This is a genomic window from Shewanella atlantica (genome assembly GCF_003966265.1).
GTDB classification, from domain to species: Bacteria; Pseudomonadota; Gammaproteobacteria; order Enterobacterales; family Shewanellaceae; genus Shewanella; species Shewanella atlantica.
In genome coordinates this window covers 28685-49376 of the sequence record NZ_RXNV01000008.1, presented here as the reverse complement: position 1 = coordinate 49376, position 20692 = coordinate 28685, and the positions used below count along the sequence as shown (strand labels likewise).

Sequence of the window (20692 nt, the reverse complement as noted above, 5' to 3'; positions counted from 1 at the left end):
TGCTCTGTGATTTTGAGTTTACTCGTCCCTGTAATGTGAGAACTAGTCGTTATTCTTGGCATTTAGCCTGAGCTCATGGAGGTGGTGATCGAGTAGTTTTTCAAGCTCACCACTGAGAGTGAGTTGCTTGACCTTCTCATTGAATAGTTTATTGATTAGCTCTGCCGAAGAGGACTTGCGTGATATCAACATATGAAAGGGTTCCGGCTTGAGATTCGGAACGGTACTTCTTCCCAGCAGTCGTTCAAACCGATAGAGATGATTAAGGGCTAAGGTACCTGCCAGGGTCTCTTTACGGGCCAGGAAGAAGCGGCAGCGCTTTTTTTGTAGCATAGTCGGTAGATGCGCAATCTCATTGATTTCATAGAGCCGGGTTAGGTTTACCCAGCCAAAATTTATATAGTTGAACCCCTTTATCCCACATATATTTCCATGGGTTTCCAGTTCAGAGAGGGCCTGGATCTCCAGCCCGTCGGGGAAGTCAGATCTGAGATAGAAGTAGCTGGGGTTAAGATAGTAATAGGCGTCAGAGTGAAGATAGTCTTTAGCTCGTTGAGGGCTGAGAGAGGCGCTCATCACGCCATCGATAATTCCTTCGCTGACCTCTTTTAGGCATCGCCGCCACGGGAGGGCTATCACCTCATATTGGATGCCGGAGGGCTCGAAAACGAGCTTGAGCAGATCGATATCATAGCCGCTGGACTGGCCCTTCGCTCCATCGATTCGTTTGAAGTAATTGAAAGGCGGAAACTCAGTGTCTTCTACACAAAATTTTAACTTAGGCTGTAGGTAACTCTGCTCCGCCATCGAGGGCGCCGCAAATAGGGGAAGTAAGAGGGCAAGCACTAAATAGTAAGGACTTAAGGTCATTAGATTTATTCTGCATAACGCCGGTGATACTGAGTATAGCAAAGGCCATACGCTTGGTTTATTTAACCTGAACTCAGGTTAAGTAAGTGGTCTGTTCATAATATAAGCTACTTTGTGAGATGTATATGCCTTATTGATCGGTATGCTTAATCTCAATTCAGGTGATTGATTTAAACCACCTTAAGAAACGCGGCCACTATAGGGTCGTCTAATCGCTTACGTCTGCAACAGCAGCCTAACTCGAAAGGCGGGATCGGTATGGGGGTCGGGATTATCTGAATTCTATCGCGAACCGGGCTATTGGTGATGACCACTTCCGGGGTAATGCTGACTCCGCAGCCAAGCGCAACCATTGAGGCGATCGCCTCCTGACCCGAGACCTGGGCATAAATGTTGGGTGATAAGCCAAGCTGCTTAAACCAGTTGTCGGTTCTTCGTCTGCCCGGGCCGTGCTCGGGGACGATAAAGGGCAGTCGATCCCATGGAATGTAGGACTCTGTCAGTAACTCCTGCACCTGGCAACGAAATGTCGGGGCGATGATAACCAGAGGAATGTCATCAATTTTCGCGAAATGTAGATTGTCGGGAAAGGGATCCGGCAGCGCGGCAATGGCGATATCGGCGTTGTTATTTTTCACCTCCCTGACGGCATTGGCTGCATCGCCTGTCGTTAATGCGATTTCGACCAATGGGTGTTCGCGTCTGAATCTATCGAGTAATCCCGGTAGGTGGCTGTAGGCCGCAGTTACTGAGCAGTAGAGGTTGAGTTTGCCCCTGAGCAAATCTTGCTTGGGATCTATCTTAGTCTTTAGCTTGGTCCAATGATCCAGAGTCTGTTCGGCAAAATGACGATACTCTACGCCGGCGCTGGTCAGCGCGACACTGCGGTTATCCCGTTGAAATAGTTTAGCACCTACCTCATCTTCTAATCTTTGCATTGCCCTGCTCAGGGTTGAGGGGCTGACATGCATGGCCTGAGCGGTACGGGAAAAATGGAGACTCTCAGTAAGGTGCAGGTAAAGCTTGATGGTTTTTATATCCAAATCGGGTCTCCTTCATTTCAGATCCCACTTAAAATTTCACCTCCTGCAAGAGGAGTTGAACTTTGCTGGTGGATAACTTGACGTTGCAAAAAGCGCAACACTATCTTTCGAATATATCATTTTCAGCAATTAAAATCATGCGCTATAGTGATCTCAATCACTGCTCAAGTAAGATGAATTGAGCGACTTTTCTAAATTCGATACAGAAGGTGGTATATCAGATGGCTAACTATTTTAACTCTCTGAATTTGCGTCAACAACTAGAACAACTGGCTCAATGCCGCTTCATGGATCGCAACGAATTTAGTGAGGGTTGTGACTTCATCAAGGGCTGGAATATCGTTATCTTAGGTTGTGGCGCTCAAGGCCTTAACCAAGGTTTAAACATGCGTGACTCTGGCTTGAATATCGCTTATGCGCTCAGGGCTCAGGCTATCGAAGAGAAGCGTGCCTCGTACCAAAAAGCGACCGGAAATGGTTTCCGCGTAGGCACGATTGAAGAACTCATTCCTGACGCAGATCTCGTACTTAACCTGACACCGGATAAGCAGCATACCGATGCCGTAACCACGGTTATACCGTTGATGAAGCAGGGCGCCACCTTGTCCTACTCTCACGGCTTCAACATCGTTGAAGAGGGGATGCAGGTTCGTGATGACATCACAGTAATCATGGTTGCCCCTAAGTGCCCGGGTACCGAAGTGCGTGAAGAGTATAAGCGTGGATTCGGCGTACCGACTCTGATTGCGGTTCACCCTGAGAACGACCCTAAGGGGAACGGTTTCGATATCGCTAAAGCTTATGCCAGTGCCACAGGTGGCGACAGAGCGGGTGTGCTTCACTCATCGTTCATCGCCGAAGTTAAGTCTGACCTTATGGGCGAGCAAACTATTTTATGTGGCATGCTGCAAACTGGTGCAATTCTTGGTTACGAGAAGATGGTTGCCGATGGTGTTGAGCCGGGCTATGCCGCTAAACTTATTCAACAAGGTTGGGAAACAACGACCGAAGCGTTAAAGCATGGTGGTATTACCAACATGATGGATCGCCTGTCTAACCCAGCCAAGATAAAAGCGTTCGAGATGGCCGAAGAGCTTAAGGGCATTCTTGCTCCTCTGTTCGAGAAGCATATGGACGACATCATAGGTGGTAAGTTCTCAAAAACTATGATGGAAGATTGGGCAAATGATGATGCCAATCTACTTAAATGGCGTAAAGAGACAGGTGAGACTGCCTTCGAAAATGCACCTCAAAGTGATGAAAATATCGATGAGCAGACCTATTTCGATAAAGGTATCTTCCTTGTCGCTATGATCAAAGCCGGTGTTGAGCTGGCGTTCGATACTATGGTTGCCTCGGGTATTGTTGAAGAGTCGGCTTATTATGAGTCGCTACATGAAACGCCACTTATTGCGAACACGATTGCCCGTAAGCGTCTTTATGAGATGAATATCGTGATCTCTGATACGGCTGAATATGGCTGTTATCTGTTTAACCATGCCGCCGTGCCTATGTTGCGTGATTACGTTAATGCCATGTCTCCGGAGTTTCTTGGTGCCGGCCTGAGTGACAGTGGCAACGGTGCCGATAACCAGCGTCTAATCGAAGTAAACGCAGCGATTCGCGGCACAGGTGTTGAGAAAATTGGCGCTGAACTACGTGGCTACATGACTGAGATGCAACGTATCGTCGAAGAGAAGTAATATTTTTCTATGACTGGCCCGGTGCATTAACCGGGCTTACCGATAAAGCTAAGCAATACAAAATCAAAAAAAGTTTAACCATTGAAGTAAAAGATAATTTCAAGTGAGTGGCTCGTTAGCCGACACATCTGAACGAACGTTTTATTGGTTATCGTTCAGATAGAAAAACGGTCAGTTTTTTGTGGGTGAAAAGGTTTTTGTTGTGTTTTTTATTGGCTTTGTGGTATTGATTAATAACTCTTCACAGGTGAAGAGACAGAATTTAAGCAAACTAATTAGGAAACAGGTCAAGTATGTTTAACCAAGTAGCCCTACTCATTATTGAGATTATTACCGTCGTGATTATTAGATCACAGCGGGGGCTACGCACGGCGCATCGACAAACCTAATCAGGTAAAAGATTGCAACTAACCCCCCGCTCCGAAAGGACCGGGGGGTTTTTCGTTTAGGGCCCTAAAAAATCAATATTAAACGCAGAGTTAGATAGGGCTCTACCCTTACAAATACAGGTCTTAAGTTAGTTTTTGAGCGAGTACTCACCTAAGACCGACAAATAGAGAGAGTGGCAGATGGAGCAAGGGCAGATGAAGCAAGGGCAGATGATGAGGGGCGCTGACGCGGTCATCAAGGTATTAGCGGCTCACGGAGTCACCAATATATTTGGTTACCCGGGCGGTGCCATCATGCCAATCTATGATGCCCTCTATGGCGCGCCGGTAGAGCATCTGCTGAGTCGCCATGAACAAGGTGCGGCCTTTGCTGCCCTGGGTTATGCCCGCGCCAGCGGAAAGACCGGGGTTTGTTTCGCAACCTCGGGGCCCGGTGCCACGAACCTGGTAACCTCACTTGCCGATGCTCTGCTCGATTCCGTTCCTCTCGTTGCTATTACCGGCCAGGTATCAACCGCCGTGATAGGTACCGATGCCTTCCAGGAGATCGATGTCTTAGGCCTGTCACTGTCATGCACTAAGCATAGCTTCATGGTTACCGAGATGGATGAACTGATCCCTACTCTGTATAAGGCCTTCGAAGTGGCCGCTTCTGGGCGTCCCGGACCTGTGTTAGTCGATATCCCTAAAGATATTCAGATAGGCATGCTCGAATACAAGACGCCACTGCAGGAGCGCAGTTCTGAGCCCGAGTTCGATGAGGAAAGAGTTGATGCGGCACTGTCTCTGCTCAGACAGGCTAAGCAGCCAATGCTCTATGTTGGCGGTGGTGTGGGGATGGCCAGCGCCGTCGATCAGTTAAGGGCGTTTATCGACGCCACAGGTGTGCCTTCGGTTGCTACCCTCAAAGGCTTAGGTTCGATTGCGAATGACAGCCCGGGTTACTTAGGCATGCTAGGCATGCACGGCTCGAAGGCGGCGAACATCGCCGTTCAGGAGTGCGACTTGTTGATCGTTGTCGGAGCGCGTTTCGATGACCGCGTTACCGGACGCCTGGCCTCATTTGCAGAGCATGCGAAGGTGATCCACCTCGATATCGACAGTGCCGAATTGGGCAAGTTGCGCCTTCCTGATGTCGCTATAGCCGGTGACCTTCGTCAGATCTTACCGGCCCTGTGCACATCGCTTGAGATAGCTCCCTGGCAGGATGAAGTGGCGCAGCTTAAGCGTGAGCATAGCTGGAACTACGACAGACCCGGTGAGCTTATCTTCGCCCCCGCCATGTTGAACCGGTTAGCCGACAAGTTACCCGAAGACAGTGTGGTGTGTTGCGATGTAGGGCAGCACCAGATGTGGGTGGCACAGCACATGTGGTTCCGTAAACCTGAAGATCATCTCTCAAGTGCGGGCCTTGGGACCATGGGGTTCGGCTTACCCGCCGCTATCGGCGCTAAGGTGTCCAGGCCCGATGCGACTGTGGTCGCCGTATCCGGAGATGGCTCATTTATGATGAATGTCCAGGAGCTGACCACGATTAAACGCCGTAAGTTACCGGTCAAAATCCTACTCATAGACAATCAAAAGCTGGGCATGGTGAAGCAGTGGCAGCAGCTGTTTTTCGAAGAGAGATATAGCGAAACCGATCTCTCCGATAACCCGGATTTTGTCACTATGGCGTCGGCGTTCGATATTCCCGGCCGCACTATCACCACAACCGACCAGGTCGAAGCGGCGCTGGATCACTTAGTCAATTGTGAAGGGCCTTACCTGCTGCATGTAAGGATCGATGACGCGCATAACGTGTGGCCCCTCGTTCCTCCGGGAGCCTCGAACAGAGACATGATGGAAGAGATGGATAAACAGACATGATGCTCTCATTAATGATGTGGCCCCTCGTTCCTCCGGGAGCTTCGAATCGTGACATGATGGAAGAGATGGATAAATCAACATGATGACGTTATCGGACACAAGTAAGGCCTCGTATAAGACTGAAATGATGGAGAAGCAGAGATGATTTACACATTAACCTTAACCCTTGCTCATCGCCCTGAGGTGTTGGAGCGGGTACTCAGAGTCGTGCGCCATCGAGGCTTCAAAGTCACCAAGATGAATATGCAGCTAGAGGACGGAAAAACCGCCAGCCTGGATATGGCCCTCGAGAGTGAGCGCGCCATAGAGCTGCTCACCACTCAGTTGGAAAAATTAATCGATGTTATCGAGTGCCGGGTGGTAAGTCTTGAGTCGGTTAATGCTGAGAAAGTCGCCAGTTAGTCGTGCTTGAAAGACAAGATAAATTAACAAGTTGTAGCTGCTAAGAAATTGAAAGAGATTGAGGGAAGAGATATGACCGCAAAGAAAGCTGAGTTCATTTGGTTTAATGGTGAAATCATGCCTTGGGGTGATGCCAAGGTGCACGTTATGTCACATGGCTTACACTATGGTTCATCTGTCTTCGAGGGGATCCGTGTCTATGACACCCATCTTGGGCCCGCAGGGTTTCGTTTGACCGATCATGTCCGGCGTCTTTTCGATTCGGCTAAAATCTACCGCATGCCAATCCCTTACACTTTTGACGAGGCGATGCAGGCTTGTTGTGATAGTGTGCTAAAGAATGAACTCAAGAGTGCATATATCCGCCCTCTGGCCTTCTATGGCGATATCGGTATGGGGATCACGCCGCCGAAAGATGCCGTTTGTGACTTGATGGTGGCTGCATTCCCCTGGGGTGCCTATCTAGGTGAAGACAGCATGGAAGCCGGAGTCGATGTAGCGGTGAGCTCATGGAATCGCCTCGCGCCTAACACCATACCAACCGGCGCTAAGGCCGGAGGTAACTACCTGTCATCGATACAGATATCGACGGAAGCTAAGCGTAATGGTTTTCATGAAGGGATAGCGTTGGATGTCAATGGTCTGGTCAGCGAAGGTGCCGGTGCTAACCTGTTTGTGGTCAAGAAGGGCAAGATCTACACACCACCGGCAACTGCAGCCATCCTGATGGGCCTGACCCGGGATTCCATTATGACGTTGGCACGGGATTTAGGTTACGAAGTGGTAGAGGAGGCGATGTCCCGTGAGTTCCTCTATCTTGCCGATGAGATATTTATGACAGGCACCGCGGCCGAAATCGTACCGGTACGCAGCGTAGATCGCATCGACATAGGCTGTGGCAAGCGCGGGCCGGTGACTAAATCGGTTCAGGAAAGCTTCTTCGGTCTGTTTACCGGCGAGACTCAGGACAAGTGGGGCTGGCTGGAAGTGCTTTAAAAGCAGGTCCTAGAATCTAGAAACTAGGGTAAGCAAAGAATAACGATGCCTGAGAGTTTGTGCTCTTGAGCTTAAAGAAATTAATCAGAAGGTTAAGTGGATTGCTCCTCCTAGTAACTAGGACCCAGTAACTCGAACCTTCCCAAAAGGACAATCGCAATGCCAAAATTACGTTCAGCTACCAGTACCGAAGGTCGTAACATGGCGGGAGCCCGCGCTTTATGGCGAGCTACCGGAGTGAAAGAGAATGATTTCGGCAAGCCGATAATTGCGATTGCTAACTCCTTCACTCAGTTTGTCCCGGGACACGTTCATCTTAAAGATATGGGCTCATTGGTGGCTGGCGCCATCGAAGAAGCGGGTGGTATAGCAAAAGAGTTCAATACTATCGCCGTCGATGATGGTATCGCCATGGGACATGGTGGCATGCTTTATAGTTTGCCTTCACGTGAGCTTATCTCCGACAGTGTCGAATACATGGTGAATGCTCACTGCGCCGATGCCTTAGTCTGCATCTCAAATTGTGACAAGATCACCCCGGGCATGATGATGGCGGCGCTTAGGCTCAACATTCCGGTGATCTTCGTCTCCGGCGGCCCGATGGAAGCGGGTAAGACTAAGTTATCAGACAAGATCATTAAGCTCGACCTGGTCGATGCCATGGTTGCCGGCGCCGATGACCGAGTATCGGATGAAGAAAGTGAACAGATCGAACGTAGCGCCTGCCCGACTTGTGGCTCATGCTCCGGTATGTTCACCGCCAACTCGATGAACTGCTTAACTGAAGCCTTAGGCCTGTCCCTTCCGGGTAACGGCTCTATGTTGGCGACCCACGCCGATCGTCGCGAGCTGTTCTTAGAGGCAGGTCGCCGCATCATGGATCTGACTACTCGCTACTATAAGCATGACGATGAGTCTGCACTTCCACGTAATATCGCTAACTTCAATGCATTCGAAAACGCCATGACCCTGGATATTGCCATGGGCGGCTCGAGTAATACTGTATTGCATCTCTTAGCGGGTGCACAGGAAGGTGAAGTCGACTTCACCATGGAAGATATCGATAGATTATCCCGTCAGGTGCCACATCTTTGTAAAGTGGCGCCTTCTACGCCTGAGTATCATATGGAAGATGTTCACCGCGCCGGTGGCGTGATGGGGATTTTAGGCGAGCTCGACAGAGCCGGCCTGATCCATAATGACGCTTATCATGTGGCGGGCGCGAGCCTGAAAGAGGTGCTGGCTAAGTGGGATATCGCTCAGAGCAGTGATGAAGCCGTGCACAGATTCTTCTCGGCGGGTCCTGCCGGGATCCCGACAACCAAGGCATTTAGTCAGGCCTGTCGATGGGATAGTGTCGATAACGATCGCGAGGGCGGTTGTATTCGTAAGCGCGAATTTGCTTTTAGTCAGGAAGGCGGCCTTGCCGTGCTGTCAGGTAATATTGCTGTCGATGGTTGTATCGTTAAGACTGCGGGCGTGGATGAAGACAACCATACCTTTATCGGTTCGGCTCGGGTCTATGAGAGTCAGGACGATGCGGTTGCCGGGATCTTAGGTGGCGAAGTCGTTGCCGGTGATGTGGTGGTTATTCGCTACGAAGGACCTAAAGGTGGTCCGGGTATGCAGGAGATGCTCTACCCAACTAGCTATCTTAAGTCTCGCGGACTCGGTAAGGCGTGCGCCTTAATCACTGACGGTCGTTTCTCCGGCGGTACTTCGGGTCTCTCAATCGGCCATGTTTCACCGGAAGCTGCGGCGGGTGGCACCATAGGTTTAGTGGAAACCGGTGACAGAATCGAGATAGATATTCCGGCCCGCTCAATCAAGTTAGCCATCAATGATGACGAGCTGGCAGCACGTCGCACCGCGATGGATGCCAAAGGTAAGCAAGCCTGGAAGCCTGTGGGTCGTGTAAGAGAAGTGTCATTAGCCCTTAAAGCCTATGCCATGCTCGCAACCAGTGCCGATAAGGGCGCGGTTCGAGACACCAGTAAGCTGGAGGATTGATATGCTGGCACTAGCCTCCAAAGAGAAATTAGATTTAGCCCACTATTATCTGCAGAAGATATTGCTCTCTTCTGTCTATGACGTGGCAAAGATAACACCGTTATCGAGCTTGAATAAGCTCTCGGCCAGACTCGGCTGTCAGGTGTTTCTTAAGCGTGAAGATATGCAGCCGGTTCACTCCTTTAAGTTACGTGGTGCCTATAACAAGATATCTGAGCTCACGGCGCCTGAGTGTCAGCGCGGGGTTGTATGTGCCTCGGCGGGAAATCATGCGCAAGGTGTGGCCATGTCTGCGGCGGCGCGTGGGATCAGTGCCGTCATCGTGATGCCGGAAACGACACCTGATATCAAGGTCGATGCGGTCAGGCGCCTCGGCGGCGAAGTACTGTTATATGGTCAAGCTTTCGATCAGGCCAACGCCCATGCTCAGAAGCTTGCAGAGGCCGAGGGGCGTGTATATGTGGCGCCTTTCGATGATGAAGCTGTGATTGCGGGGCAGGGCACTGTCGCTCAGGAGATGCTGCAGCAGCAGCGCGATCTCGAGGTGGTCTTCGTTCCGGTTGGCGGTGGTGGCTTGATTGCCGGTATCGCCGCTTACTATAAGGCGGTGATGCCTCAAGTTAAAGTTATCGGCGTAGAGCCGGAAGATTCAGCCTGTTTGAAGGCGGCGCTGGAGGCCGATGAGCGGGTCGTCCTGCCACAGGTTGGCCTGTTTGCCGACGGCGTTGCGGTTAAGCAGATTGGCGATGAACCTTTCAGGCTTGCCCGTGAATATGTCGATGATGTGGTCACTGTAAGCTCCGATGAGATCTGCGCCGCGGTAAAAGATATCTTCGAAGACACCCGTGCTATCGCAGAACCCGCAGGAGCACTCTCTCTTGCTGGCTTGAAGAAGTATATGGGTGATGAGGGTAAGGGTGAGAAGGTCGCGGCTATCCTCAGTGGTGCCAACGTCAACTTTCACAGTCTGCGTTATGTTTCCGAACGTTGTGAGCTGGGCGAGCAGAAAGAGGCCATTCTGGCAGTTAAAGTTCCTGAACGTCCCGGTATCTTCCTGCGATTCTGTGAGCTGCTAAATAAGCGTGTGATGACCGAGTTTAACTACCGCTTCAGTAGTCGTGATAGGGCCGTTGTGTTTGCCGGTATTCGCCTGTCGGGCGGGAAAGCGGAACTCGATGAGATCATTGCTACTCTCGAAGGAGATGGCTTCGAGGTGCAAGATCTCTCCCATGATGAGACGGCAAAACTGCATGTCAGGTATATGGTTGGTGGTCATCCACCGGAAAAGCTTGATGAGCGTCTGTTCAGTTTCGAGTTTCCAGAGCATCCGGGTGCCCTGTTTAAGTTTTTAACAACCCTGCAGAGCAAGTGGAATATCAGCTTGTTTCATTACCGTAACCACGGCGCGGCCTATGGCCGGGTACTGGCGGGATTTGAGGTGCCGGAGGGTGACAGCTTAGCCTTTCAGCAGTTTTTAACTGAGCTTGGTTTCGTCTATCAGGAGGAGACAAGCAGCCCGGCTTATAAGCTCTTCCTGGATAATAGAGAGTAAAGAATCTGAGAGGACGCAACCGCGTCCTTTTTTATGTTATTGTTATTTTTTAAACACCAGTTTGAATTTCTAAGCTCGAGTTCGAGTTCGAGTTCGAGCTTAAGTGTAATGGGAACGCAGGCGGCGGTTAGCCTTAAGTCCACTTGCGCTCATTAAAGCTAAAAAATAAGATGCCTTAAGGCACTGAGATGCCAATATACCAGTTTAATATGTAGGGAATCCGTGTCGACTTTACCAGTCAGATGCCAAACCTTAACCCCTTATCTTTCAGAGAAGGCCTTACCGAGGAAAGAAGATGTTAGTTGCACCCTATATCGATGCGTTTAATCCCCCACGTAGAACCTTGATGGGCCCAGGCCCCTCGGATGTTTATCCCGAGGTGCTTGCCGCACAATCCCGCCCAACCATTGGGCATTTAGACCCCTTGTTTGTTGGCATGATGGATGAACTTAAGGGACTGATTCAGTATGCGTTCCAGACGACTAATGAGATGACGCTTGCTGTCTCGGCGCCGGGCTCGGCCGGTATGGAAACCTGTTTCGTGAATCTGGTCGAAGTGGGTGAGAAGGTGATTGTCTGCCGTAATGGCGTATTCGGTGAGCGCATGCGCCAGAATGTCGAGCGTGTGGGCGCCATTGCCGTTGTCGTCGACAATGAGTGGGGCGAAGCGGTTAGTCCGGCAGATGTGGAAGCTGCCCTGAAGGCGCATCCCGATGCAAAATTTTTAGCCTTCGTTCATGCGGAGACCTCTACGGGGGCACTATCCGATGCCAAAGCCTTGTGTGCACTGGCTAAACAATATGATTGTTTGTCGATCGTCGATGCGGTGACATCATTGGGCGGCGTCGAACTGAGAGTCGATGAGTGGGGCATCGATGCCATATACTCCGGTAGCCAGAAGTGTCTCTCCTGTGTGCCGGGATTGTCACCGGTCTCTTTCTCTCCCGCTGCGGTTGAGAAGCTAAAGGCCCGTAAAACGCCGGTGCAGAGTTGGTTCCTGGATCAGACTCTGGTGATGGGTTACTGGAGCGGCAGCGCCGCATCCGGTGGTAAACGCAGTTATCACCATACGGCTCCGGTGAATGCGCTCTACGCGCTGCATGAGTCACTGCGTTTATTAGCTAACGAAGGCTTGGAAGCCGCCTGGCAGCGTCATGCCGATATGCACCAGGTATTGCGTCAGGGCCTGGAAGGGTTGGGGCTTAAGTTTGTGGTCGATGAAGCATCACGCCTGCCTCAGCTCAATGCGGTCTATATTCCGGAAGGTGTGGATGACGGTGCCGTGCGTTCACAACTGTTAGAGAGCTATAACCTGGAGATCGGCGCAGGATTAGGCGCGCTGGCGGGTAAGGCATGGCGTATAGGCCTGATGGGCTTCGGCGCCCGCCGCGAGAATGTCGCCCTATGCCTGAAAGCATTGGATGATGTACTGAATTAGTGTACTGAACTAATTCCTGATATTGTTTGAATATCAGATGGTAAACAGAAGCAGCATTGAAGTAATTCAATGCTGCTTTTTCTTTTATAGGTAGGGACATAGTCTATTCTTAAAATAAGAGGGGATAAAAAAACAGGTCAAGGATATGAGAATGACGCTGCAGTTTTTAGGGGCGACGCAAGAGGTCACCGGCTCTTGTCATCTGCTGGAGGTGGATGGCCAGCAACTGCTGTTAGACTGTGGGCTCATTCAGGGGGGGAAGGCTGACCAGCTACGTAACCACGAGCCTTTTTTGTTCGATCCTAAGTCCATTGCCGCCGTCGTATTAAGTCATGCTCATATCGACCATTCGGGTCGTCTTCCGCTACTGGTTAAGTCCGGATTCTCAGGCCCTATCTTTACCCATAAAGCGACCGCAGAGCTGTGTGCCATCATGCTAAAAGATGCGGCCATGCTGCAGCGACGTGATGCGGAAAGATTGAATAAGAAACGGGTCAAGCAAGAGATGGAGCCCATCGAACCACTCTTTATTGAGGAGGACGTCGATAAGGCTATGGCTCAGTTTGTGCTGCTGGATTATGGCGATATGGCCCGGGTCATCCCCCATGTGGATATCTGCCTGTCTGATGCCGGCCATATATTGGGATCGGCGATAGTCGAGCTTTTCTTAGGCGAAGGGAGTGAGCAAAAGAAGCTGGTTTTTAGTGGAGACCTGGGCCGTGCGGGTATGCCCTTATTGGAAGACCCCAGTATTGTCGACAGTGCCGATCTGGTGATGATGGAGAGCACCTACGGTAACCGCATGCATCGTAGTTGGGATGACACGATCGAAGAGCTTAAACAGATCTTCTCTAAAGCGATCAGTGAAAGCCATGGCAATATTCTTTTGCCGGCATTTTCTGTGGGCCGTGCACAGGAGCTGTTATATCTGTTTCACCTTTACGCAAAGGAGTGGGATCTGCAGCGATGGAAAATCTGCCTCGATAGCCCCATGGCGATAGAGGCGACGAGTGTCTACCTGAATAACTACCCCTTGATGGACGATGATTTTAAGCGTTTCACCCGCATGCATCCCGGTCAACATCCCTTGTTATCTAATGTTGAGTTTATTCTCAGCACCGATGAGTCCATGTTGCTCAACGATGTACATAAGGGACTCATCATCATTGCCGGTAGTGGTATGTGTAATGGTGGGCGGATCCGATGTCATCTGGAGCATAACCTTTGGCGTCCGGAGTGTGACGTGATCATCTGTGGTTATCAGGCCATCAGTACGCCGGGTCGGTTGATAGTGGATGGTGCCGAGCAGCTCACGATTAATGGTAAGAGTATTGATGTGGCTGCGACCATTCATACGGTCGGTGGTCTTTCTGCACATGCGGATCAGGTCGAGTTGTTACGTTGGTATCGTCATTTTAAAGATAAGCCACCACTCGTCTTAGTGCATGGTGAGTCTGAGGCGCAAAATGGTCTGGTGAATAAGTTGCAACAGGAGAGCAGCACATGTCCACAAGCCCTCGCTATTGCAACCTATGGTGACAAGCTGGACCTGAATGCCTTACCTGAATTGACCTGGATAAAGCCTTAACCGTTTTTTAAGATGTCCTTGTTGGTGTGATGAAGTTCTGCGCCGTCATAAATGAGTGGCGCAGTGTTTTATGTATGTAATATGCATTGATTAAATTGATACTTACTCCCACCCGTCCTATGGAGGGGTTAACCATTAGGACAGCTTGCGAGAGGTAGTGGTGTGTCCGCAGTTATCTTTAATTCACCGAAGCGTTCTGATATTTGGCTGTAGAATTCAGGATATTTGAGACGAATAAGGGCTAACTCTCTTTTGTGGTAATCATATACTGGTGGCGCGAGTTGCATCAAAACATCTAAGTAACTCAATACAGTATTTGGAGAAAATTTGTAATGGTCAGTATCTAACAGTAAGTATAAAGGGTCCTTACCTATAGGATTATCATGATAGTCACTCTTCTGGTTGACTAGATAGACGAGTAAGTCTAACTTTTGTTTTTCGATGCTATGATAAATTAGGCTTTTCCCTGTGTGATCCGTTTCAGTAACATCTAGTCCATTGACGAGTAACTCTTCGAAGTAAGATGAGTTATTACTTCCAAACATCATCAATAGCCTCCAATCTATTTGCTCCTGCCTTAATTGACTATTTTGTAAAGGCTGATAAAAAGCGGCATTCCATGGGAGGATTTGATAAAAAAACCAGCGTAGTTGTTTCTCTGTTAAGTTAGCGGCTTCAATCGTGTTTATTACTTCATGAATTTTATTGTCGTTGAGTGGCTTGCCAAAAACTTCGGATTTTAGCTCTTCATTGTCTACGTAAGTAAATGGGAAGTGTCTTTCTTGCGTTACTAAAAAACACGCTGCCAGTACAGGCTCTATCTCGTGAAGATTGGCGGCATTTACTTCTAAATTTTGATTTTTTAGTTGAGTCATATAGTGGTTGAGCGATTTGGGCTGCCACACTTTATCGATTTTAGAGACTCTAGTTTGACAGGATAGTAATCTGTCTCTTGGTATGGCTTTTTCAAGCAATTGATTGAGCTCTTGTCTGAGTCTAACGATTAACTCTGCGTCTGGGTCGAAATCTAACTGTGTTTTAGCCTGTATTTGAGAGAGGTCTAATTGATGACTAATTAGCAGTGAGTTGAGCTGCTCTTCGGAAAAAAGATAAGAGTGCCTTGGGAGTGATCCCGATACTAACTGAGCCGTGTTTTTATCAAAGAATGCAGGTGCATTTAGATCTTGGAGTTGTTTAATGATGTGAATTTGTTTGGTGACTGCATCATCCTCTATACCATTTCTTAGTTGGTATAGCCTTGCTAAGGCAAATTCCATGGTTGAACCAAGATAAGGGTCCTTAGATATTTTGCTGTTTTGTTTTAATAGTTGAGTGACGACTTTATCTCGTCCATGAAAAGCAGCGATATCAATGAGTAATAACTTTTCGTTTGCGGTTGAAGCGTAATCGTAACCGATCAATTGATTTATATTGTTTAATTTCTTTGTAGATTCGATTAATACTTTTTGAGGTACCTCTGCCTGTTGTATTAACCAAGCTACATCGTCAATGCTCAACTCTGTTGATTCGATTAGCTGTAAAGCTGCTTCATCAGTTAAATTGGCAATATTGTCTAATGCTGGTGTGGGGACTTTTGTTGATATGATGAAATATTCAGCTAGGTCAGGCATTTCATTTTTCAATGATTCAATTAAGGTTGAATTCTTCAGAGCTAATTCTGAATGTTTTTTTAATTGTTTAGCACGCCAACTTGCTGCGAAATTTGAGTTTGAGAAATGATCGATGGCCAGTGTTATCTCGTCAATTGAGTATCCCTCGTCAAGGTATCTGTTCCAATCCTGGGCTCTCCCAAAGTTAAGCTTTTCATTCTGATTATGTTCAATGAGTTGCTTACATTCTTGATAATTGGTTATGGGAGGCATGGGAGCATTAGTAAGGGGGTCTTCGGATAAATTAACCGTGTTGTGGTGAGTCTCAACATCACGTATGACAGAGTGCGTCAGCGCTTTTTGAGGGCTAGGCCATAAAAAATAAAACATGATGGCGCTAATAATTGAAATTGCAGCGATGAGCAGGATACGTTTTTCTTTCACTTAGTTTCTTCCCTAAATCTGAGTAAAATTAATTGGTTTAAGCTTTGGTTTGAGTAAGTAAAAGGTTGTAATAAATTCGATTTTATTGTCTAAAGCTCTGAATTGGAAGAGAGTATTTTATATTCATTTTTAACTCGATTAAGCGGATTGTGGGCGAGATGTGTTGAAGCAATACACCTAGGAGATAGATGTATTGCCTAATAGACCAGAAGTAGGGCTTAATTTATGTTAGCTAAGTTAACTTGTGGGGTAGATTAAAAGGTATAGTCCAGCTTCACCCATGCTGTGCGGCCGGGTTCATTGACCTGAAACATCGGCTCGCTACCGGGGATATCGTTACCGGCACCGGAGCGACTCACGTGTTCGGCGTAGGTGATATCGAACAGGTTCTCGATACCGAAGCTCACTAAAACCGTGTCGCCATGTTTCCATGTGCCATTGATGGCGAGCGTGCCGAAGCCACTGCTTTCTGCCAGATCTTGACCTGAGATATTGCCTTGACCGATGGAGACGCGATCTTGAGCCGCAACAAGGCGCCAGAATAACCCCGCAGTCCACTCTTGTCCCTCATAGTTGACCGAGACTCGGCCCTCCAGAGGAGATATCTGTCCCAGAGGCGTATTTTGAGTGTCATTATCGCCATGGCTATAACTGACGGTCGTCTGCGCCGACCACTGGTCTGTGAATGGATAGGTCATGCCTACCTCGCCACCCCATATGGTCGCATCGATATTGTAGGCGCTGGTCATAGGCGTGTTGGAATCAACTAAGATGTAATCATCGACCTTGCCATAATAGAGTGCCGTCGATATTTCGATATCGGCTTGATAGATCCAGCCAATGTCCAGTTGGGTCGTTTTCTCGGGCTCAAGCTCGAATGCCTTGGTGGACAGGTTATCGGGATTGGCCTTCATGATTTCCCAATAATCGGGGATCCGCTGCGCATGACCCGTTCCCAGGTAATATTGGTTATTACCATTAAGGTATTCATAACGAATGAAACCGCTGATCAGCTTATCACTCCGCTTTCCCGCCTGCGCGACAAAGAGTTCAGTATCCCAATGGTCAAAGCGTAAGCCGGAGAGTAGCTTGCCCCCTCCTATGGCGTAGTCTGACTCGATAAATATCCCCATATTTTCATACCGCATATTGTCCTTAAAGGGCTTAGATAGCAGGTCGTCGAGACCGTTATCAAACTCAGGATTTATGCTGCGTCCCTCATGGGTGCTTTGCATGTAATCGACACCTAAGGTGGCCTCTAAATTCTCACTCGGGGTGAGCTCCAGCCAGAGGTGACCACCAGAGGTTTTGCGGCGAACATTGACCCCGGAGTTCACCCCTTGGTCGAACTGGTCCATGATATGGTCGTTCTTGTTGGTATAGGCCTGAAATTCGACTGCGCGGATAAGATCCGAGTCGAGCTCGAACTGAGTCAATAGAGTGACATTTTCATTATTGATCACCCGGGCCTTATTGGCTCTGTCGGCGTATTCCGCTTCGCCGTCAGACTTACCGTAGGCGAGTTCAAACACACTGGTGTCTGTCGGGGTCCATCCCAGCGCGATGTTGTAGTTGTTACGATCGTAGCTCGATTGCACCGTGTTTCCGTCACCATCCTGATAGTGGTCACTACTCGATTGATTGACATCCAGATCCAGATAGTGGCTTTCATCGCCGGCTTTCAGTTCGACGATATAGTCTTGTCGCTCGAAGCTGCCCGCAGTGACGCTGGCCCGTCCCTCGACGCCGGGTTCGACAAAGCTATGCCTGTCTTTTTCAAATAAAACGGTTCCGGCTGAGCCTACCGGACCATATTTTACGGTTTGCGGCCCTTTGATCACTGTGATGCTGTCATAGGCCTCCGGGTAGATATAGGCTGTCGGTGGATCCATGCGTCCACCACAGGTGCCATACACATGCTGGCCATCATCGACGATGCTGATGCGTGAACCACCCATGCCTCTTAACGATGGATCACCACCGGCGCCCCCTTTTCGACCGATACTGAATCCGGGAATGGTTTTCAGGAATCCTGCTCCATCGTATGAGGGGAGCGGCAGTCTGGGTTTCTTGGGATCGGTGACCACTTTCGTAGGCTCACGCATTAACTCACCCGTGATGACAATATAGTCGTCACATTGGCGATCTTCACAGTCTCTTGGCTCATCGGAGGCGAGGACTGATTGAGGGAAAACCAGAATCGGGATACTCATGGTGGCGGTGATCACTGTGGCCAGTGTTATTGTTTTATGTTTCATGGCGACGCTCTTTTATTTTTAGTTGCGTCTTTTTCGCAGATGTTTAGCTTGTTAACAAAGGGAAAGGTAAGTTGTGCGACAATGTGTCACAGCTGAAATCGATCTCTCTCACATCTCCATTCGTTGTCACTATCTGCTTGTTGAAATATCCTCCAGTGTTCCATGAATGCCAGAGATGAAAATATGTGCGGAAACAGATGGCAAAGCACTTGTTTGGGTCTTCCTCTGCTGCAGTAAAAGGGAGTTTATCTGAGAGTGGTGAAGAATGATGCCACCGAGCTTGCTAAGGCCCGGTGGCTTTTCGGCGAACTGATGGTTCTACTTATTAAACAGCTGCACGATAATGAGCGTAATAAGCAGTGGACAGATAAATTTCACATAAATGGGCCAGACGCGCCAGAACAGGCTGTTGCTATCGGCGCCATCCTGAGATTGGATCTCTTTCAGCAGGCCGTTTCTCTGCCATACCCAACCCAGGTAGATGGCGATACCTAAGGCGATGAGTGGCTGTGCACGCTCGGTGGTTAAGGTGATCATAAAGCCAAACAGATACTCGAAGTTCATTACCACGGTAAGGGACAGAACAATAACCAGTGCGCCAACCAGATAAGTAGCCTTGTTACGGCCCATATCCCTCTTCTCCATCAGGTAGCTGGTGGGGACTTCGACAATCGAAATTGCAGATGTCAGGCCAGCTATGGTCATCAGCACGAAGAAGATAAAGGCGAGCAGGTACTGTAAGTTCCCCCCTAAGGTGTCAAACAGGGCGGGCAGTACAGTAAACACTAAGGTGTCAGAATTTAATAAGCTGCCATCTTCACCGAAGATCTGCACTCCATTGTGTTGAGCCACATACATAGCCGGGATAATCATTAATGCGGCTAAGAAGGCCACACTGGTATCGGTAAGGGTTACATAGGCCGTTAGCTTACCCAAGTGCTCATTCTTATTTAGATATGCGCCATAGACCATCATGGCTCCTGTACCTATGGTCAGAGAGAAGAAGGTTTGCCCCAGAGCGCCGACGAGAACATCAGGCTCCCAGACTCGGGAAAAGTCCGGTATTAATAGCACTTCAAGCCCTGTCATCGCACCGGGCTGAGTCAGGATATAGCCCACTCCTAATACCAAGATCATCAGAAGCAGTGGCATTAAGCGTTTGGACCAGCGTTCGATCCCTTGCTGTACTCCCTGGCGTATCACGTAGACAACCATCAGGATGAAGAGGGTTGTGAAGAGCAGATTACGTGACAGGGAGAAGTCCATTAACCAATCAGATGCCGTTGTGAATCCAAATATCTCCGCTATAGGAGCCAGAGCAAAGCTGACAAACCAACCCGACAATATGGTGTAGAAGGTACAGATTAAAGTTGCGGTGACGATCGAGGTGAAGCCAATGACTTTACCGATATTACGACTCAGTGTGTTGTTGCCAAGTTTAGCCATTGCATCGGCAGGGTTTGTCTGGCCGTGGCGTCCAATCATCAGCTCGGCGACCAGCATGGGATAGCCTAAGATTAAAATCAGCACCAGATATACAAGCAAGAAGGCACCACCGCCATGGGTTGCTGCCTGGGTTGGAAACCCCCAGATGTTGCCGACGCCAACGGCCGAGCCTGCCGCCGCCATAATAAAGCCCAATCGTGAGCTAAAGTGATTTGAATTAGTGCTGGCCATGCCTGTCTCTCTCAGTTTTCAAGAGGGCGAATGATAGAGGTTTATCAACATGGGTCAATGGTGTTTTATGTCGTAAAGTTGTTACTTTTTGAGCGTCTAAATCGTAAAGCTCTCGCTTTGTGAAAATATATTCTAAATTTAAGTAATTAAGCGAGATAAGTTTGCTTAAGGTGGTTTTGTGCTTGTTACTGACGCAAGAAAGTTGCGTTAGAATTAATTCACTATTTTGAGTCCAATCTCACTCATCAAGCGGCTTTGATTGAAGCTTCGCTCATCTCTTGAACTATGTTGCTTCAATCTGGGGCGGGGATTAAACAGTGGGCTGAGGAAGAGGTATGCTGGTCTGGTTTTTTACCTGCTTGAGCACAAAGCTTGAATGGACTCCGGCAATGTGCGGATCTGTGGTGAGCTTATCCAGCAGGAAAACCTTAAACTGACTCATGTCTTCAACTAAGACCTTAAGTTGGTAATCAGCGTCACTCCCCGTAAGCAGGCAGCACTCGAGTACTTCATCGTAACCACCAATCCGGGTTTCAAATGATTCTAAGATCTCGTGTGAGTGCTTCTCGAGTCTCACTTGAACATATGCGGTCAGTGACAGGTTGAAATGCTCGGCCGAGAGTAAGGTGGCATAACCTGCAATGAAACCGGATTCCTCCAGTGCTTTGACACGTCTGGAACATGGTGAAGGGGATAAACCAATCTTTACAGCCAGCTCTTGATTAGACAGTTTTCCATGACTTTGGAGCAGCCTTAAAATTGTGAAATCTATCTTATCGAGTTGTAGCTCTGCCATGTTATCGGGTCTCGTAAAAGTTCGAGGTTAACTATTGAAGGGGATAG

14 protein-coding genes are annotated in these 20692 nt (G+C 48.8%); 8 read left to right on the top strand and 6 right to left on the bottom strand.

All coding sequences use genetic code 11. The features are described from left to right. Positions 1-42 precede the first annotated feature (42 nt). Entirely contained in the window at positions 43-870 is an 828-nt protein-coding gene (locus tag EKG39_RS15910) for a substrate-binding periplasmic protein (RefSeq protein ID WP_126506910.1), read from the bottom strand. A gap of 170 nt (positions 871-1040) precedes the next feature. Next, complete coding sequence (ilvY, locus tag EKG39_RS15905) at positions 1041-1913, bottom strand: HTH-type transcriptional activator IlvY (protein ID WP_126506909.1); 873 nt, start codon at positions 1911-1913, stop codon at positions 1041-1043. A 221-nt stretch (positions 1914-2134) separates the two neighbouring features. Here ilvY and ilvC point away from each other — a divergent pair, with 221 nt between their 5' ends. From ilvC to EKG39_RS15860, 8 genes are all read left to right on the top strand, one after another. Continuing rightward, the gene (gene ilvC / locus EKG39_RS15900; protein WP_126506907.1) at positions 2135-3616 is read left to right on the top strand and encodes a ketol-acid reductoisomerase; all 1482 of its coding nucleotides are present in this window, start codon (positions 2135-2137) and stop codon (positions 3614-3616) included. Positions 3617-4200: 584 nt separating this feature from the next. Further along, positions 4201-5874, top strand: a complete 1674-nt coding sequence (ilvG, locus tag EKG39_RS15890) for an acetolactate synthase 2 catalytic subunit (protein WP_185817635.1) — start codon at positions 4201-4203, stop codon at positions 5872-5874. A gap of 141 nt (positions 5875-6015) precedes the next feature. Beyond that, positions 6016-6276 (top strand): acetolactate synthase 2 small subunit, encoded by a 261-nt coding sequence (gene ilvM, locus EKG39_RS15885; protein WP_126506903.1) that lies wholly within the window; start codon positions 6016-6018, stop codon positions 6274-6276. Between the two features lie 72 nt (positions 6277-6348). After that, a complete protein-coding gene (locus EKG39_RS15880; protein ID WP_126506901.1) occupies positions 6349-7272 on the top strand; it encodes a branched-chain amino acid transaminase in 924 nt (307 codons plus the stop codon). 159 nt (positions 7273-7431) lie between these two features. Then, positions 7432-9282, top strand: a complete 1851-nt coding sequence (gene ilvD, locus EKG39_RS15875) for a dihydroxy-acid dehydratase (protein WP_126506899.1) — start codon at positions 7432-7434, stop codon at positions 9280-9282. A gap of 1 nt (position 9283) precedes the next feature. Further along, a complete protein-coding gene (ilvA, locus tag EKG39_RS15870) occupies positions 9284-10834 on the top strand; it encodes a threonine ammonia-lyase, biosynthetic (protein WP_126506897.1) in 1551 nt (516 codons plus the stop codon). A gap of 295 nt (positions 10835-11129) precedes the next feature. Continuing rightward, the gene (locus EKG39_RS15865) at positions 11130-12272 is read left to right on the top strand and encodes a pyridoxal-phosphate-dependent aminotransferase family protein (RefSeq protein ID WP_126506895.1); all 1143 of its coding nucleotides are present in this window, start codon (positions 11130-11132) and stop codon (positions 12270-12272) included. Positions 12273-12417: 145 nt separating this feature from the next. Then, positions 12418-13860, top strand: coding sequence for an MBL fold metallo-hydrolase RNA specificity domain-containing protein (locus tag EKG39_RS15860; protein ID WP_126506893.1), 1443 nt, complete (start codon positions 12418-12420; stop codon positions 13858-13860). Between the two features lie 128 nt (positions 13861-13988). Here EKG39_RS15860 and EKG39_RS15855 read toward each other — a convergent pair whose 3' ends face one another. From EKG39_RS15855 to EKG39_RS15840, 4 genes are all read right to left on the bottom strand, one after another. Beyond that, positions 13989-15914 carry a hypothetical protein gene (locus EKG39_RS15855; RefSeq protein WP_126506891.1) on the bottom strand — a complete coding sequence of 642 codons (1926 nt, stop codon included), beginning with the start codon at positions 15912-15914 and terminating at the stop codon, positions 13989-13991. 254 nt (positions 15915-16168) lie between these two features. Then, a complete protein-coding gene (locus tag EKG39_RS15850; protein ID WP_126506889.1) occupies positions 16169-18172 on the bottom strand; it encodes a TonB-dependent copper receptor in 2004 nt (667 codons plus the stop codon). Positions 18173-18490: 318 nt separating this feature from the next. Further along, complete coding sequence (locus EKG39_RS15845; RefSeq protein ID WP_126506887.1) at positions 18491-19849, bottom strand: sodium-dependent transporter; 1359 nt, start codon at positions 19847-19849, stop codon at positions 18491-18493. 310 nt (positions 19850-20159) lie between these two features. Next, positions 20160-20645, bottom strand: a complete 486-nt coding sequence (locus EKG39_RS15840; RefSeq protein ID WP_126506885.1) for an Lrp/AsnC family transcriptional regulator — start codon at positions 20643-20645, stop codon at positions 20160-20162. Positions 20646-20692: the final 47 nt, after the last annotated feature.